This window comes from Ferdinandcohnia sp. FSL W7-1320 (assembly GCF_038050315.1).
GTDB classification, from domain to species: Bacteria; Bacillota; Bacilli; order Bacillales; family Bacillaceae_L; genus Ferdinandcohnia; species Ferdinandcohnia aciditolerans.
Map to the genome: position 1 here is coordinate 26135 of NZ_JBBPAM010000002.1, position 15961 is coordinate 42095.

A 15961-nucleotide genomic window follows, 5' to 3' on the forward strand; every position below is an offset into this window, starting at 1 on the left:
TTGGAATATGAATATGGAGAATAATACAACTACCCAAAAACGGTTGAGGATTCTTAGCGAAGATGAAGTAAAGATCATTTATGACAGACCAGGTTTCTCATACGAAGATCGCTGTTCTTATTTTTCTCTTTCACAGCCAGAGAAAGAGCTGCTACACACATTGCGTTCTGTCAAATCTAAGGCTTATTTCGTTTTACAACTGGGTTATTTCAAAGCCAGACAACTATTTTTTACATTTGACCTCCATGAGGTAGAAGAGGATCTTCAATATATTCTGAAGGAACATTTCAACAACAGTCAAATTGATGACTTGAGTTCAATTGATAAGTCCACTAGGTTAAAACAACAACAATTGATTCTTAAATTATTTAACTACCACAGTTGCGGTGCCGAAGAACGGCGTAAGATGGAGGAAAAAGCTCAAAAGTCTGCGGCGTTTTGTGGTAAGCCGATTTACATCTTTCGAGAAATCATGAATTATTTGTCTGAAAACTGCATTGTTGTTCCTGGCTATAGTTTTATGCAAGATATGACAGGACAGGCAATAACCCATGAGCAAAACCGATTAATTTCATTGATGCAGGATCATCTAAAACAGAATGATATGGAATCCTTAGATCGATTACTTGAAGATTCTTCAGGGCTGTATAAAATAACACTACTGAAACACGAACCGAAAGACTTTAGCGCCACTGAAATAAAGCTTGAAATGAATCGTGGTAAACAAATACAGCATTTATATTACCTTGCTCAAGAACTGTTACCAAAGTTAGGTATTTCCAACGAAAGCATCAAGTACTATGCTTCATTAGTAAGTTACTACTCTGTCTACAAGCTCAAACGGCTGAATGTATGGATTGTTTATGTCTATTTGTTATGTTTTGTATCCCATCGTTATCAACGGATGCATGACAACCTGATCAATACCCTCATATATAGTGTAAGGGGGTATGCAGATGAAGCTAAATTAGCAGCAAAAGAACGAGTTTACGAGTGCTATACAGAGAGTAATCAAGACATCAAAAAAGCAGGGGAACTGCTTAAAATATTCACTGATGATCATATTCCTGCCAATACTCCCTTTAGGGATATTCAAGACCGTGCATTTACTATTTTGGAACGTCAGAAACTGGAATCCGTAGCCAAACAGATTACTACAAATATAAAATATGATGAAACTGCCTTCCAATGGGAACATATTGGTCAGCAGGCACGACGATTTAAACGTTATTTAAGACCTATATTTTTGCAGGTTGATTTCGTAGCTCCTTCACCAAATGATCCATTAATTAAAGCAGTGAATTTTATGAAAACTGCTTTTAATAAGAATAAAGCGTTAGGACAATATCACTCAGATGATTTGCCAAATGGTTTCATATCCGATGGTGTGAAGCGTTATATCTATGAACAAAAAACAATTTTAGCAGATCGATATGAATTTTTAGTCTATCGCCTCCTACGCAACCGTTTGGAAGCAGGAGATATTTTTTGTCGTGATAGTATCCGATTTCGCAGTTTTGAGGATGACCTGATCAATGATCGTCAATGGGAACAGAAAGAAATGTTGATCGCTGACACTGGTCTGACGATTTTCAACCAACCCATTCATAGTCATTTAGTGGAGCTTGAGAAGCGATTAGAAGATCGCATTACTAAAGTTAACCAGAGTATTTCATCTGGGAAAAATGAGCATCTTCAAATCAAAAAACGGGGTTCACATACCCGATGGACATTACCTTATACTCGTGACACAGAATCTATTAATCACTCATTCTACGATACATTAAAGCAAATAGACATTAGGAGTGTCTTGCATTTTGTTCAACAGCACTGTCAATTCCTTGACTCATTTGAGCACATCTTGGGACGTTATGCCAAACAGAATAAAGACAATCGAATTCTTGTCGCCTGTCTGATTGCTTGGGGAACCAACATGGGGTTAGGGAGAATGGGGGAAATTTCTGATATTAGCTATCCGTTACTGGCTGCCACATCTGATAACTTTATTCGTCTGGAGACTTTAAAAGAAGCGAATGATTGTATCAGTAATGCAATAGCCAAACTCCCAATCTTTAAACATTATGACATTGGGGAGACGATTCATTCTAGTAGTGACGGGCAGAAAGTTGAGACTCGAATCAATACCATTAATTCCCGTCATTCACCTAAATACTTTGGTCTTGGTAAAGGGATTGTTTCCTACACAATGGTAGCCAACCATATCCCTGTTAATGCTCGAATTATTGGGGCCAATGAGCATGAAAGTCATTATGTATTTGATATTTTATTTAACAACACAACTGATATTCAGCCTGATGTGCATTCCACGGATACACATGGAACCAATGAAGTGAATTTTGCTATCCTGAACTTTTTTGGTTATCAGTTTGCGCCTCGCTACAAGGATATTCACGATAAGGTCAACAAATCTCTTTACGGATTCAAACATCCAAGCCAATATGGAGATAACCTGATCAAGCCAGTTCGAAAGATTAATACGAATCTTATTATAGAGGAATGGGAAAATATTCAACGAATTATGTTATCCCTTGCAGTTAAAACAACCACACAAAGCATTATTATTGGTAAGCTAAGCGCTTATGCACGGAAGAACAAAACCAAACGTGCTTTATGGGAGTACGATAACATCATAAGAAGTCTATATTTTTTGGATTATATTGATTCTCCCCCTTTACGCCGGAATGTTCAAAAGGCATTAAATCGAGGGGAAAGTTATCATAAATTACGCAAAGCAGTATCCTTTGCCAATTTTGGAAAATTACGTTTCAAAAATGAAAATGATCAACATATTTGGGGCGAATGCAGTCGCTTACTCTCCAATTGCATTATTTATTACAATGCCAGTATTTTATCTAATATGTTGGCTTACAGAGAAACAAAGGCTCTAGATTCGGATGTTATGAAAAAAATATCCCCAGTTGCATGGCAACATATTAACTTCTATGGAAGATACGAGTTTAATATACAACAAGAGTCTGTTGATTTGGATGCAATTATTCAAGAATTAGCCCAATTAAACGTAATATCGGAAACAGAGTAAGCGATGTTTAAGGAGTACTTCCCTAATCTTTCAGTGAGGTACTCCTTATTCCACCTTTTCGGGGGGATGGGCAAAAACACCCATCATCCATCCGGTAGGAATGTTACGGTTATCATTAAAATTGAATACTGCAAATGCCTTCCTGAAGGTGCAGCTGCTGCCTGGGGGGTTGTATTTGATGAAAACGGAAAAGTAATTGAACGAAAGATTGAAGTTGGCGACAAAATCATGAAAGTAGACTTTCAAAATAAAACGCTGCTCCACTTTGATATTGGAGCCGGTACAACGGAAATCGTTGTAACAGAAGGGATTAAATTTAATCCAAAGCTTTCGGAAGGGTTAAATTATGGAGTTAAACAAACAATCTTAGAAATTATCAAACGCTGGAACCGTAATCACCCCCGTAAATCGATTGATAGCATGGCTGAATTTAACGAAATTTATTTTGATTCGGAACACCCTCGCCATAATGATTTAAAACGGGAATCACAAACGGGAATGTTACAGCTGGCACAAAGAATAAGCAGCGCCATCATTAATAAAATTGATGAATTGAAAGATGATCCGTTTGTTTTTATTTATGGCGGCGGCGCAGCTGTCTTAAAAGATTATCTACAAAAAATCCTTGATACAAAAGGACGTACAACAAATGTAACCTTCCTGGCTGAACCTATGTTTGTCAATGCACGCGGCTTGTTGGTTTATACTTGCTCTCCACGTTATGAACAGCAAAAAGAGAAGAAATTAGGTGTTACACCAAATGGCGCGAAAGCGGAATAAAATTTACAAGCCCGGAGATAGAATCAATATTTATTTAAGCCAAGATGTGACTTCCGAGTTCATGGATTGGATCAATAGTCAATCAGATTTATCAAGTTTTTTCTTATATGCGGCTCAAAAGCTGTACGATCAGACTGGGTTAATTGATGTTTCTGAAATCATACCAAGAAAGATGAATTTTAACCTTTCTTCGGCTGATAGGCCAATACCTCAAATTCCACAGAAAGCAATTCATGAACCAGTTTATGATATTGAAGAATCAGACAATGAAGGCATCTTTGAAGACGACGAACAGGAAAAAGACAAACTCTGGTCTAACATTGAAGACCTTGACGATCCATTCGCTTAATTACTAGCCCACCTTAAGGTGGGTTTTTTATTTTTTCTTAAAGGAAATTTCACTTGTCCTCTAGAACGTATAAAAGAACGTGACTAGGGAGTGAAAAGGAATGGATAATACATTCGAAAAGGCTTACACGCCAAAAGAAGTAAATATAACCTTAGAAATTAGTGATAGCGCATTAAGAAAATGGTGTCTTGCTCTGGAAAAGAACGGGTATACGTTTATAAGGAACGACCATAATCAACGGGTGTTTGTTGAAAATGATTTAGTCGTATTGCGGCATTTTCAAAATCTAGTGAAACACCATAACATGCAGCTTGAGAACGCAGCGGCACTTGTTGTTGATCGTTTTGGAAAAGGGGCGTTCGAAGTAGGAACGGGGGTCGTTCCAGTAAAAAAGGAAGAAAAACAACCTGAATTACAACATGATTTTATACGTTCTTTTGATGACAAACTGACTGAGTTATTGGAACGTGTAAAAACACAAGAAGAAGCCAATAACGAGGTATTAAATCGCCTGGGTCAGCAAGAGAATTTTAACAGGGAGTTAGTACAGCGATTGGAACAGCAGCAAAAATATATAGAAGAACGCCTGGAACAGCGGGACCGGAAGTTAATGGAATCATTAAGGGAATCACAAGAGGTAAAACAGCAGCTTCTTCAAATCGCAGCGGCACAGGTGGATGAAAAGAAAAAAGGGTTTTTTGCTCGCTTGTTTAGTAAATAAAGGAAAATGTTGTTAGCCTAAATAAATCCCGTCAAGACAAGAATCGAAACCATAACAGTTTCTTAACAAAAGAAAGGATTCTTTTCTTGTTTATTTTCAAATAATTCCACCTCATGATAAAGTAATAGAATATAAACATAGTAGGGGGATGAATAATGTCTACTACAGCACAAAAGCCGCAACAAAAAACTAAAAAAACACCTCATCACGTTCAGAAACGTCTGTTTGACAAGTTTCTAAAACAATCTGTAGTGATCCATTTAACTTCAGGTGTAAAAGTTAAAGGAAAGTTAACTGAATATGATCAATACACACTTGCTGTATCTGTAAAAAATGATGAAGTGATGATTTTTAAGCATGCTATTGCTCTAATTCGTCCAGATCGAACCGAAGTAGAAGAGTGATTATTACAGAAAAAAAGACCGTAAAAGTGCAACAGACGCACACAACGGTCTTTTTTGTACATAAATCTACATAAAAGCTAACACTTAACCTTTTACCTATGAGTTAATCGTTATTATATTGTTTCTTTTTCTACTTCCAGCTTAAATACGCCGACAATCCCATTTATTGCTTTATACATAACATATAGCTTGGGAATACAGCAGCACTTGTTTTTAATCGTTTCGGAAAAGGGGCGTTCGAGGTAAGAACGGGGATCGTTCCTGAGAAAAATAAAAATAACCTGGATTACATACGATTTTATACGTTCTTTTGATAATACAAATTTATGATGGGTTGTAATTCGGATTATATGAACTAGTCACAATTAAAAAACCGCATAAATAAATCAAGCATTTGCAAAAGAGGCAAATCTTTTTTGTTCATTATTCATTTTTTAACATGAATTTTCCCCTAACACATTTCAAAAGAATTCCCCTTAATACTATGCCAATCGACTTAAGAAAATTTGTGTATCAGCATAAGTCCTGGATCATATAAATATTAACATGGAGGTGGCGTATGGCAGTAGTAAAGGCTAGTGCATCAGATATTGATCTTTTGGCAAGGTTGCTTAGAGCAGAAGCGGAAGGAGAAGGAAAATTAGGCATGTTGCTCGTTGGAAATGTTGGCATAAATCGAATCCGAGCTGATTGTTCAGATTTTAAAGGGCTAAGAACAATCCCTCAAATGATTTATCAACCTCATGCATTCGAAGCCGTACAAAAAGGTTATTTTTATCAGGCTGCAAGGGAGTCTGAGCGACGTCTTGCACGAAAAGTGATTAAAGGAGAAAGATATTGGCCGGCGAAATTTTCCTTATGGTATTTCAGGCCAACGGGAGATTGTCCGCAAACATGGTATAATCAGCCTTTTGTTGGAAGGTATAAGCTTCATTGCTTTTATGAGCCAACGGGTGAGGAATGTGAAAATGTTTACAATACATTTTAACTCCTTTGAGTCATTTATATAAATTTTATAATTATAGGGGTACAGCCAACATTTCGGAAATTTTGTACGCTAAGCAAATTTCAATCTAAAAAAGCCGATATCCTTGATGGATTCGACTTTTTTTATATGGATTTCTATTTGCTCCTAATTTTTTTAATTACAAATACTAAAACTGCAAACAGTATTACAAATATTATTATTGTTTTCATTTATATTCACCTCAAAAGAAGAAGCTATAAGTTTTTCTTTGAAAAGATTTGGATTGATATAATCATTGAAATTAAGATAATAAAAATAGATATTACAAAAGGCACCCAAACCATTACTGTTTGAGGTAGTGGTAATTGAAAATTGATATTAAAATTCATCGATTGGTACCACTCAATAATAGTGGGTAGTATAAATGGAGTTAAAAATATTAAAATAAAAAAGATATACTTTGTTTTTTCATAGCCAAATTTAGTTTGAATAGGTATTAATATTCCGAAAAAAACAGAAATGATCAAAAGAGCTATTCCTATACTATAAATATTTAATCTTGCTAGCCCTGTAGAAAAACCAATTGCTACTGCAAGGTTAAATAAAAGGAAACACCCAATAAAAATCACAAGAATAAATAGATATTTTGCTTTAATGACACCATTACGAGTATGTGGGGTTGTACAAAGAAGTGCTGATCCCCTATATTTATCCTCTTGCATCGAAACCATATTAAACAAAATATATTCCGTAAATAAAACGGTAATAAGAAAACTTGTAAAGCTACCGTTATCAAATCCTAACTTTGAATAAATAAATATGGGGCCAATAACTGCAAAAATAAGCATAAACAATAGGTATTTTTTGGCTAGAATGAAATCCTTTTTGACAAGATGAAATAACATTTTTATCCCTCCTTTACATAGGCTAACATTATATTTTCAATGGAAGGCCTCTCTATTAGACAATCGTTCATTTGTTCACGTACTACGTCTAATTTGTCTGTAATTCCTTCGAAGCCAACTGCTGTTTGACGCAAACTTAAAAATAACCTTCTTGTATGTTCATTGATTAAACTATTATCTCCTTTTACCAAAGCATGCCTATCCAGTAGTTCATCTTTACTTTCGTTGAATATGATTCTGCCTTTATCAATCAATATAAGCATGTCAGCTATTTTATCTAAATCAGAAGTTATATGAGTAGAAAAGAATACACTCTTTCCATCCTCTTCCATGAAATCTAAAAGTATCTCCATTAACTCATTACGAATTAATGGGTCAAGACCACTTGTTGGCTCATCCATTATCAATAGATCAGCATGATGAGAAAGAGCTAAAGTAATGGCAAATTTCATTCGCATACCTTTTGATAAGGTTGCAATTTTTTGGTTTAATTTCAAATTAAATCGATTGATATACTTTAAAAAAACAGATTCATCCCAGTTCGTATATGCAGGAGCAATAATACTTTATTTCATTTCTTTCAATGTCATTTCTTCATAAAAATAGCCTTCATCTAAAACTACCCCGATACGATTCTTTACTATGTACTCATTTTTTTCTATTTCTTTACCAAAAAACTTAATACTACCTTCGTTCTTCGGATAGAGTCCAAGTATGGTTTTTATAGTTGTTGTTTTTCCGGAACCATTAATTCCGATAAAACCAGTTATACAACCTTCTTTTAATAAAAAGTCCACTTTATCTAAGCTGAAAGTATCTAACTCTTTCTTTAAGTTTTTCACATCTAAAACAGCTGTCATCACTCATCATCCTCTTCAAAAATGATATCCATCATTAAATAAAGTTCTTGTTTATTTATTCCTAGAGTTTTAGCCATCTGCCACGCCTCTGAAAGCTTTTTTTCAATCATGTGCCTTTTAGATTCCGACAGCATCTCTAAGTTGTCGGATGCTACAAATGAACCTTTTCCAACGGTTGTTACAATAAATCCTTCCTTTTCTAATTCGTCATATACTCTTTTTGTTGTAAGAACACTAACATGTAAATCATTTGCTAATGAACGAATGGACGGAAGTTTTTCACCTTCTTTTAATTCCTGACGAAGAATTCCACCTTTAATTTGATCCTTTATTTGTTGATATAACGGTTGCTCGGAACCATTTTTAATAATTATTTTCATAGGAACCCTCTTTTTTCAACTGTATATGTACTTGATATACATTATATACATAATATACAATTATTATAATTTAATTTCAATATCTAAAATAACATAATGTCTTAATTCAATTATTGTAAGGAGTTGATGAACCATAAACGACCGTTTATGGTACTTATAAATATTTTTAAAAAAACAACCTATTTCTATTAATCTATAGAACCAAAACTCATTCCCAAAATCAAAGTAACATTTTTAGTATATGATACCGTTTTAGGTGCTAATATAGGGTTATAAACTACTTTTGCAGGTGATGAATGATGATATTTGGTTATGCACGTGTAAGTACGGAGGAACAAAACTTGGATATGCAAGTTGATGCACTTACAAAGTTTGGGGTAGAAAAAATTTATAAAGAAAAATTGACCGGAACTAGAAAAGATAGACCCCAACTTGAAGAACTTCTTAAAGTCTTACGCAGTGGCGACAAAATTGTTGTATATAAACTGGATCGTATTTCACGTTCTACAAAACATCTAATTGAACTTAGTGAATTATTCAATGATCTGGGCGTAGATTTTGTCTCTATTAATGACAGTATTGATACTTCAACTGCAATGGGGAAGTTTTTCTTTCGTACAATGGCAAATATTGCAGAGTTAGAACGAGATATTATTAGCGAAAGGACAAAATCAGGGCTTCAAGCAGCAAGATCCAGAGGAAGGAAAGGTGGCAGACCATCGAAGAAAAAGGACAAAGTTGAAATGGCGATTAAAATGTATAAAAGCAAGGATTATACAATCAACCAAATTACAGAAGCAACAGGAATCAGCAAAACCTCACTGTATAGATACTTAGACAAAGTAAATTAGGCGCATACCAAAATTATTAATAAGGATTGATTTAACTTGAGTGTAAAAGAACTACTGACACCAGAACAGCGCAAGGAAATTTTAAACCTTAATAATTTATCAGAATTTGAATTTACTTCTTATTACAGTCTATCTGACTATGATATTGATGTTATAAATCGTCATAGAAGAGATCATAATCGCTTAGGGTTCGCACTCCAATTATGCATTCTTAGAAACCCCGGTTGTTCTTTAATTAATATGTGAGAAATACCCGAAAACCTTATTAAATATGTTGCTAATCAAATTAATTTAGATCCAGAGGTTTACTCTTCATATGCTCAACGTGATACAACTAGACGTGAGCATTTAGAAGAAATACGTCAAGTTTATGGATATAGAAACTTTAATAACAGTGATTATCGTACGATTTCTAATGTTCTTTTAAAATCCGCATTGGAAAATGGGAATTCGATGTATCTAGTACGCACAGCAATTGGTTTATTAAGAAAGGAAAAAATAATCCTTCCTGCCATCCCAACAATCGAAAGGATGGTTTGGTTAGCAAGAACGCGTGCAGAGAAAAGAATATATGCCATACTAACAAGTAATCTTTCCGAAAGACATAAGCGTGAACTAGAAAAGTTAATCGATTTAACGGTAAATAATAATAAAACCCAATTAGCTTGGCTTCGGGAAATTCCCGGACAGTCGTCACCAGATTCTTTTTTAAAGGTCATAAAAAGATTAAAGTACATTAAAGAAATGAATATTGCAGCCAATACGGCATTAATACACCCCAATAGACTTTTACAATTGGCACGAATTGGGGCTAGATATGAACCCCATTCTTTTAGAAGATTTAACGAAGATAAAAGATATGCATTATTGGTCGCTCACTTAATCACTCTCTCCCAAGACTTAACTGACCATGCCATTGAAATTCATGATAGACAAATGATGGTGTTACAAGCAAAAGGCAGAAAAACGCAAGAAGAGATGCAAAAACAAAATGGAAAGTCAGTAAATGAAAAAGTTGTGCATTACGCAGATATAGGAACGGCTTTAATTAAAGCCAAAGAGGAAGGGATCGATCCCTATGTGGCATTAGAGCAAGTAATGCCGTGGGAGAAAATTGTAGAATCGATTGAGGAAGCTAAATTATTATCAAGACCAATGGATTATGATTACCTTGATTTAATAAAAACTCGATATAACTATTTAAGGAAATATACTCCAAGCCTGTTGGATTCCTTAGTGTTCAAATCTACTAAATCAGCAGAGCCTTTATTGAAAGCATTAGATACCATACACGAATTAAATGATTCTGGAAAAAGGAAGATCCCTGATGGCTCACCTTTGAGTTTTGTTCCTAAACGTTGGCAAAAACATGTTTTTGATGATGAAGGTAACATTAACCGTCAATATTATGAAATGGCTGCCTTAACAGAACTCAAAAACTATATCCGTTCCGGTGATGTTTGGGTTGAAGGTAGTCGATTACATAAGGATTTTGAAGAATATTTAGTGTCAAAAGATGATTGGGGAAAAGCAAAGATTAAAGGGACTAATATAGCTGTTAATGTAAGTTTTGAACAGTATATACAGGAAAGATGTGAAACTTTAAATACGAAACTTCAATGGATTTCCAAAAATATTGATAAAGTTGAAAGTATCAACATTGAAAAACAAAAGATACATGTTGAGAGACTTCAAGCTGATACTCCTGAAGAAGCTAGAAGTTTCAGCTTATCGCTTTATAATATGCTTCCAAGAGTTAAACTTACTGATTTATTAATGGAGGTAGCTGAATGGACTGGATTTGAAGAGTCATTTGTTCACGCTTCTTCAAATCAACCGCCCAAAGGTGAGGAAAGGTCTATTGTGATGGCTTCATTAATGGCGATGGGGACAAATATTGGATTAACTAAAATGGCAGAAGCAACTCCTGATATTTCATATCGTCAGATGGCCAATGTTATGCAATGGAGATTACATGAAGATGCTATGATTCGCGCTCAAGCTACACTTGTAAATTATCAGCACCGTCTATCTTTATCTACATATTGGGGAGATGGGACAACATCATCTTCCGATGGTATGCGTGTTCCTGTTGGTGTATCATCGTTACATGCAGATTCAAATCCTCATTACGGAACTGGGAAAGGTACGACCATTTATCGTTTTACAAGTGATCAGTTTTCATCCTTTTATGCAAAAGTTATTAATACAAATGCAAGGGATGCCGTACATGTAATAGATGGATTATTACATCATGAATCTGACCTTACAATTGAAGAACATTACACTGATACGGCCGGTTATCAATACCTTTTTGTAAAAAAATTAAAATTATTATGTGTTCTTTCATTGTAGACATGTACTTAACGAAAGATTTAAAAATGACTAACGATTTAAAGTCGTTAGCCATTATCTTTCACAATCGCGCTCGATTGTGGAAGATTTTAAAAAATAATAAAGCTTCAAAATTAATCTTTAGTTATTACTAACGCTTCCTTTACTTTTGAGAGCCAAATTTATTCTCTATTTCCTTGAAGTCTTTGCTATCAATATCTGGTGGTTCTTTATCATTTTCTCTTAATGTCCAATTAAAAAATCCAGAAATCAATGCAAATATGAGTGAACCTTGCGAAGCAATCTCAATATTCACCATAAATGTATCGAGTAACTCCATTAACACAAAAGTGAGACCTGTATTCAAAATAAATGACAACCAGCCGTTGCTTGATTGAATAATACCAACAGATCTCAAAGCTTTTGGTATCGCATTTGTAATGAGTGAGAGAGGTATTTCAAGGAATACATACATAACAAAGAAAAATACTAAAGCACTGATTGAATTATATTGTAATCCGAGTAACCTTAAAAATATGTATTCAAAAAAGGTAATACCAAACAAAATTATTAGTACGATAGATGTACAGATAACTATTGTTTTAATTTTATTTATCTTAAACGACTCCTTCCTAAATTTGCCCGTTAATTTAAGTACAACGCTTCACAACCTCTCTTAAATTTTATCATTATATTCAATTTTCTTTAAAGCTATTGTTCCAGAAAATGGCCCGATTGCTGAATACAACTTATCTTTTAACGGCATTGTCATATTACACAGAAAATCAAACAGGGAGGGAAAATCGTAGATCTTAAATTCCCTCATAAATCTTCCCAAATTTAATTTTCATTTGTTCTTTAATTTCTTTATTTTCCTTCTCTAAATCTTTGATTCTCTTCCGTAAGGAAGAAATAATTACATCTTTAGATGCGTCACTCATATTTCTTTTAGCTTGTTTTATTGAAGGGAGACCTTCTTGTTGATTGCGAAGTGTTTCGATTCGTTCTCGGAGTTCTGTATTTCTGTATAGAAATGCTTTTGAAACCCCTGATTCTGCAGAAACAGAGTTAAAATTGATTTTTATTTGTTTTTTTATCATCTTTTTGATCGCTTCTTCAACTTTTTGAATGGTCTTTTCCGTTTTTAACTTTGCATGTTTTATAATACCTTCGGTATTTGGGTTTTCATTAGACATTTTGCATCACCTTCTCACGTTCATCTCCAACATACTCACGCCTGGTTTTATCTAAACCAAAGATACCACCAGTATGTAGTAAACCATTTGCTAATTCTTTATATCTTTTTAATTTGGGCTCAATTAACTCAACGGAACGTAACCTTCCGGATTTTTTGTATACTCCAATATCAGCTTCCATTTTAGATATCTGTTCTTGGTAATAGTCGAGAAACGTCTTGTCAACGTGAAAACTTCGGCAGTTGTTTTTAATACAGGGTGGTTCTAATGTCTGTTCAAGAAAATCACAATGAAGTTTAGGGCTTTTTACACAAAACCCATGATCTAAACGAATGGAGTCCATGTTATGACGTATCCATTCCAGTTCAACTCCGTTTTCTTCAGCCTGTTGAGCTAAATTAGCGACAATAACTTCTCCATGTGTATCTAGTCTTACTGCGCCAATATCGCGAGCCTTTTCCCATTCATCACGGAGTGTTTGATCATGAATTTGGGCATAGACTAACGTCATTTCAGGACTGGCATGAGCCATCAGTTTTTGAACATGAAGAATATTCATTCCGTTATTAATCAAATTAACACCGTAACGGTGTCGGAACGCATGATTTTTAAACCAATAAATTTCTCCATCTTTGTCCTTAATATTACATCTGTTAGCTAGTTTATTAAGGTTCAACTTAATGGAATCTTGCGATATGGGATTACCCATCCTTTTCCCTTTAAGTGTTGGAAACAAATATTTCTTAGGGTTCGTGTCCAAAGTTGATCTCTTTTTTGTAAGTTCTTGCTGCGCTAGGACCACATTTGCAATTTCCTCTGAAATAGGAACTTTATGATTTTTATAACTTACTTTTCTTTGATCTCCGATAATCCACCAGCCATCTTCTTGATTTACTAAGCAGTCAATTTTAAGTGATAAAACGTCACTTATTCGAAAACCTGTAGCTTCCATTAGAAGAATTATAGGTATATGATCTGAGGAAAGTTGGTTAATATGGTAAATTAACTGTTCCCATACTTCATCCGGGATATATTTAATTTCATCAGCTTTTGCTCTTTTCTTTTTAGGGATATCTTCAATTGACAATAGTGAAATTACTGACTTTGTCGGAGCTTCTTCCCATTCGAATTTCTGTATGTATGAGATAAACGTTTTAAGGTCTATTAAAAAACGATTTACATAATTGTGATCTGGATTAATTAAATATTTTCCCTTTTTAATAGTGGAATGTCGCAAGTATTCAATGTACTCCTCAATATCCATTCTGGATAGCTGGTTTAATTCTTTCCACTCAGGATGTTTACCCTTCAAAAAGGTGAAGAAAAACGAAAGTCTATTTAAATAACATATTGCTGTAGAAAAGCTAATGGATTGCTGAACAACTAGGCGAGTCTTTATATATTTTTTAAATAATTGTCTATAAGGTTGTGGAACCTTCGAAAAGTCTAATGAATATCTACTAATTGTATTGTTATAATTAATATTCAATTTTCGTACATCCCAACAATCCTTGTCTGTTTCATCACGTTCATCATAAAGCTGATAATAAAATTCATAAACTTGAAGAAAGAGTCTAATATACAAAGATGGTTGAACTGTTGGTGACAACCATGGTGATGACTTTTTCCGGTGTACAATTTCAACTGATTTTCCATTCTCTACAAGAAATGTTCGATATTCTGTTAGAAACTTTTCCTTCTGTATATCAATAATAGAATCTAAATTGGCATAGTATCGAGAGATGAATTCTGTAAAAATTTTAAGACATGGAGAATAATGCATGAAAGCATAGGTAATCGAAATCCTTGTCTCCTTTAATCCCTTATAAAAATAGTATTTTAATTCATTTTTCAATCTAAGATTGTGTACCTTATCAAAAATCAATTTTCTATTCCAATCATAATGTTTATCCAGGATGGGACATTCTTGTACATTCCATACATCATTTGCCCAATATCCATGTAATGGTTCATTTATCTGTTCCAGATGGTGGGGAAGGGGTTTTATTTTCAATGTACTCTGTGTCATTATTTATCTCTTCTTCCTATTTTTTTGTTTGATTGAGCTTGTTCCCAGCTTCCACGTATGGTTTCATCGGATGCATGGATATAAGTCTGTATCGTTGTTTGAACGTGTGCATGCCCTAATAATCTCTGTATGATGGCAATATCTACTCCTGCTTCATGTAACTCTGTGGCATATGTATGCCGAAGCATATGAGGGGTAAAATCTATTCCTGTTTTTTTCTTCATCCGTTTAATTAAAGAACGTACAGAACCATCAGTCATTGGTTTACCACGATTTGGTCCAGTTAAGGTGATAAACACATAATTGCTATCAATTTCGTAAGAATGAAAGTCTATTAGATAATCTTGAAAGAGATTCATAGTCTCAATAGATACATAGACTTTTCGTTTTTCTCCATCGGATGTTTTGGATCTCCTAACCGAAATAGCATTTTTACCAATATCAAAATCCTCTACCCACAGAGAAAGGGCCTCTCCAATACGTAATCCACCTTCATATAAAATACGGAACAATAATTCATCCCGTATATTGCTGCAAGCATTATGAATTACTTGTAATTGGTTTTTATTTAACGTTTTAACTGTACGCTTTGGCTCCTTAACTTTTAAAATGTTTTTATCATAAGAATTCCCTTTTGTAATGTGATGGAGGAAGGGTTTAAACGTCCTAAAACGCCCTGGGGCCTGCTTTTTTAATTGATTATTTACATTTCCCACGTAATCCTCATTACGAGTCAAATAGTCATAGAATCCTATGACACAAGTTATGATGGTATTGACTGTTCTTTCTGATCGTTTAGCTAAGGTTTCTTCAAAGTAAATGACTTTTGTAGATTGATCGGGAATTCTCAGCCAACCGATGAATTGAGCCAAGATATCAAGGTTCACTTCTTGATATCTTAACCGACTTTCCTCTAGGAATTGAAAATAAAGCTTTAGATGGTAACAGTATGACTTTAGTGTATTTTCAGCTTTTCCAATGTTATCTAAATACTTTATATACTTTGCAACCGGTATGACCGGATAGCCTCTCTTATCAATTAACAGATATCTTTTCTTCTCTTGAATGAGAACTTCTTGTACTTTCAACATTCCACCCCCTAATTCGTAAGATACTATATATTC

The 15961-nt window shown here is 34.4% G+C and carries 13 protein-coding genes and 2 pseudogenes; 8 read left to right on the forward strand and 7 right to left on the reverse strand.

Annotated features, from left to right (window positions below):
• The first annotated feature begins 13 nt into the window (after positions 1-13).
• The 6 genes from NST91_RS26055 (at position 14) to NST91_RS26080 (ending at position 6303) form a co-directional block, all read left to right on the forward strand.
• Positions 14-3061, forward strand: a complete 3048-nt coding sequence (locus tag NST91_RS26055) for a Tn3 family transposase (RefSeq protein ID WP_116354746.1) — start codon at positions 14-16, stop codon at positions 3059-3061.
• A gap of 66 nt (positions 3062-3127) precedes the next feature.
• A complete protein-coding gene (locus NST91_RS26060) occupies positions 3128-3841 on the forward strand; it encodes an Alp7A family actin-like protein (protein WP_341333607.1) in 714 nt (237 codons plus the stop codon).
• On the forward strand, positions 3822-4190 hold the full coding sequence (locus NST91_RS26065; RefSeq protein ID WP_116354722.1) for a hypothetical protein: 369 nt from the start codon (positions 3822-3824) through the stop codon (positions 4188-4190). The genes NST91_RS26060 and NST91_RS26065 overlap by 20 nt, the downstream gene beginning before the upstream one ends.
• Positions 4191-4290: 100 nt before the next feature.
• Positions 4291-4911, forward strand: a complete 621-nt coding sequence (locus NST91_RS26070) for a DUF3967 domain-containing protein (RefSeq protein WP_116354721.1) — start codon at positions 4291-4293, stop codon at positions 4909-4911.
• Between the two features lie 155 nt (positions 4912-5066).
• Complete coding sequence (locus NST91_RS26075; RefSeq protein ID WP_116354720.1) at positions 5067-5315, forward strand: RNA chaperone Hfq; 249 nt, start codon at positions 5067-5069, stop codon at positions 5313-5315.
• Between the two features lie 559 nt (positions 5316-5874).
• Entirely contained in the window at positions 5875-6303 is a 429-nt protein-coding gene (locus NST91_RS26080; RefSeq protein WP_061793750.1) for a cell wall hydrolase, read from the forward strand.
• Between the two features lie 233 nt (positions 6304-6536).
• Here the strand turns inward: NST91_RS26080 and NST91_RS26085 are convergent, their stop codons facing one another.
• The 3 genes and pseudogenes from NST91_RS26085 to NST91_RS26095 form a co-directional block, all read right to left on the reverse strand.
• Positions 6537-7187, reverse strand: coding sequence for an ABC-2 transporter permease (locus NST91_RS26085; protein ID WP_116354915.1), 651 nt, complete (start codon positions 7185-7187; stop codon positions 6537-6539).
• Between the two features lie 2 nt (positions 7188-7189).
• Positions 7190-8047: pseudogene (locus NST91_RS26090) on the reverse strand (ABC transporter ATP-binding protein).
• Positions 8047-8427, reverse strand: coding sequence for a GntR family transcriptional regulator (locus tag NST91_RS26095; RefSeq protein ID WP_053474821.1), 381 nt, complete (start codon positions 8425-8427; stop codon positions 8047-8049). Before NST91_RS26095 ends, NST91_RS26090 begins: the two are co-directional and overlap by 1 nt.
• A gap of 299 nt (positions 8428-8726) precedes the next feature.
• On the opposite strand from NST91_RS26095, the gene NST91_RS26100 reads away from it, so the two are divergent.
• Both NST91_RS26100 and NST91_RS26105 read left to right on the forward strand, forming a co-directional pair.
• Positions 8727-9278: a recombinase family protein gene (locus NST91_RS26100; protein WP_116354896.1), complete on the forward strand. Its 552-nt coding sequence runs from the start codon at positions 8727-8729 to the stop codon at positions 9276-9278.
• Between the two features lie 36 nt (positions 9279-9314).
• Positions 9315-11582, forward strand: a pseudogene (locus NST91_RS26105) (Tn3 family transposase); the annotation flags it as partial.
• 193 nt (positions 11583-11775) lie between these two features.
• Here NST91_RS26105 and NST91_RS26110 read toward each other — a convergent pair.
• The 4 genes from NST91_RS26110 to NST91_RS26125 form a co-directional block, all read right to left on the reverse strand.
• On the reverse strand, positions 11776-12228 hold the full coding sequence (locus NST91_RS26110; RefSeq protein WP_061794294.1) for a YrvL family regulatory protein: 453 nt from the start codon (positions 12226-12228) through the stop codon (positions 11776-11778).
• Between the two features lie 196 nt (positions 12229-12424).
• On the reverse strand, positions 12425-12808 hold the full coding sequence (locus NST91_RS26115) for a DUF6262 family protein (protein ID WP_061794293.1): 384 nt from the start codon (positions 12806-12808) through the stop codon (positions 12425-12427).
• The gene (locus tag NST91_RS26120) at positions 12801-14837 is read right to left on the reverse strand and encodes a tyrosine-type recombinase/integrase (RefSeq protein ID WP_061794292.1); all 2037 of its coding nucleotides are present in this window, start codon (positions 14835-14837) and stop codon (positions 12801-12803) included. The genes NST91_RS26115 and NST91_RS26120 overlap by 8 nt, the downstream gene beginning before the upstream one ends.
• Positions 14837-15928: a tyrosine-type recombinase/integrase gene (locus tag NST91_RS26125; RefSeq protein ID WP_061794291.1), complete on the reverse strand. Its 1092-nt coding sequence runs from the start codon at positions 15926-15928 to the stop codon at positions 14837-14839. Before NST91_RS26125 ends, NST91_RS26120 begins: the two co-directional genes overlap by 1 nt.
• Positions 15929-15961 lie beyond the last annotated feature (33 nt).

Coding starts and splice junctions, on each gene's coding strand:
- NST91_RS26055 (WP_116354746.1), top strand. CDS start 14: ATGGAGAATAATACAACTACCCAAAAACGGTTGAGGATTCTTAGCGAA.
- NST91_RS26060 (WP_341333607.1), top strand. CDS start 3,128: ATGGGCAAAAACACCCATCATCCATCCGGTAGGAATGTTACGGTTATC.
- NST91_RS26065 (WP_116354722.1), top strand. CDS start 3,822: ATGGCGCGAAAGCGGAATAAAATTTACAAGCCCGGAGATAGAATCAAT.
- NST91_RS26070 (WP_116354721.1), top strand. CDS start 4,291: ATGGATAATACATTCGAAAAGGCTTACACGCCAAAAGAAGTAAATATA.
- NST91_RS26075 (WP_116354720.1), top strand. CDS start 5,067: ATGTCTACTACAGCACAAAAGCCGCAACAAAAAACTAAAAAAACACCT.
- NST91_RS26080 (WP_061793750.1), top strand. CDS start 5,875: ATGGCAGTAGTAAAGGCTAGTGCATCAGATATTGATCTTTTGGCAAGG.
- NST91_RS26085 (WP_116354915.1), bottom strand. CDS start 7,187: ATGTTATTTCATCTTGTCAAAAAGGATTTCATTCTAGCCAAAAAATAC.
- NST91_RS26095 (WP_053474821.1), bottom strand. CDS start 8,427: ATGAAAATAATTATTAAAAATGGTTCCGAGCAACCGTTATATCAACAA.
- NST91_RS26100 (WP_116354896.1), top strand. CDS start 8,727: ATGATATTTGGTTATGCACGTGTAAGTACGGAGGAACAAAACTTGGAT.
- NST91_RS26115 (WP_061794293.1), bottom strand. CDS start 12,808: ATGTCTAATGAAAACCCAAATACCGAAGGTATTATAAAACATGCAAAG.
- NST91_RS26120 (WP_061794292.1), bottom strand. CDS start 14,837: ATGACACAGAGTACATTGAAAATAAAACCCCTTCCCCACCATCTGGAA.
- NST91_RS26125 (WP_061794291.1), bottom strand. CDS start 15,928: ATGTTGAAAGTACAAGAAGTTCTCATTCAAGAGAAGAAAAGATATCTG.